Source organism: Variovorax sp. 01T439_2, assembly GCF_056398445.1.
In genome coordinates, this window is the sequence record NZ_JBFTPJ010001197.1 from 1 (window position 1) to 1,455 (window position 1,455).

The 1,455-nt window shown below is 67.5% G+C and carries 1 protein-coding gene; it reads right to left on the reverse strand.

The genetic code is table 11. The features are described from left to right. On the reverse strand, positions 1-1,455 hold a 1,455-nt coding region (locus AC1DOC_RS33460; protein WP_478131542.1), incomplete at both ends, for a VCBS domain-containing protein.

Consider the following 1,455-nt stretch of genomic DNA (forward strand, 5'->3'; position numbering starts at 1 on the left):
GGCGAGACCGTCGATGTCGGTGTCGTTGCCGAGCAGCGAGTTCGCCGACAGCGTGACGAGCGTGCTGTCCGACACGATGATCCTGTCGGCCACGGCGACCGGATTGTCGTTCACCGCGCTGACGGTGATGCTCGCCGTGTCGGTGGCGCTCGAGAACGCAGAGCTGTTCCCGTTCGTGACTGTGCTCACCGTGGTGCCCGCCGCGCCGCTCGTCTGATCCCAGGCGCGGAAGGTGATGCCATCGCTGAGCGTCCCGTTGAAGTTCGAATTCCCCTGGAAGTAGACACGCGTGTTCGCGTTCGCAGCCAGCAGCAGTGCGGACGCGTTCGACACCGCCCCCACCGCCGCCCAGTTGGCGCCGCCGTTGGTGGAATACCACCAGCTTCCGTTGGTGGCGTTCGCGCCCGTCAACGCGATGCCCGTGATGGCGCCGTTGTCCGCGTCGGTCACGTTGTCGAGGCCGCCGGCTGGCGGATTCAGGTTCACCAGGCTCGATATGAGCGTCCCGACGGCCCCGACCGGTGCGCCGCCGTCCTCGTTGGCTGCCGCCAGGACGGGTGTCGCGGCAGAGCCCAGGACCGGTGCATCGTTGGTGCCGGCGATGGTCACGGTCACCACCCGGCTGGCTGTCCCGTCGGAAGACACCGCAGTGAAGCTGTCGCTGATCGACTGGCCGGCGCCCAGCTGCTGGATCGCCGCCTGGCTGTTGTTGGCCGTGTAGGTCCAGTTGCCATCGGCCGCCAGCGCGAAGCTGCCGTAGCCGTTGCTGCCGGCGGTGCCGGCCTGGGCTGTGAAGCTGGACTGCCCCGTGTCGACATCGGCGATCGTCAGCGCACCGTTGGTGCTCAGGTTCGGCGTCGAGGCATCCTCATTCACCACACCGCTCGCGACGCCACCAATCACTGGCACGTCGTTGGTCCCGGCAATGGTCACGGTCACCACCCGGCTGGCCGTGCCGTCGGATGACACCGCGGTAAAGCTGTCGTTGATCGATTGACCCGCGCCCAGCTGTTGGATCGCCGCCTGGCCATTGTTGGCCGTGTAGGTCCAGGCGCCATTGGCCGCCAGCGTGAAGCTGCCGTAGCCATTGCTGCCGGCGGTGCCTGCTTGGAGCGCGAAGTTCGACTGGCCCGCATCCACATCCGCGATAGTCAGCGCGCCACCGGTGCTCAGGTTCGGTGTCGAGGCATCCTCGCTCACCGCGCCACTGGCGACGCCGCCGATGACCGGCACGTCATTGGTACCGGTGATCGTCACCGTCACGAGCTGGCTCGCCGTGCCGTCGGAGGACACGGCGGTGAAGCTGTCGTTGATCGATTGACCTGCGCCCAGTTGCTGGATCGCCGCCTGGCTGTTGTTGGCCGTGTAGGTCCAGCTGCCGCCGGCCGTCAGCGTGAAGCTGCCGTAGCCGTTGCTGCCGCCGGCACTCGCTTGGGGCGCGAAGTTCGACTGGCC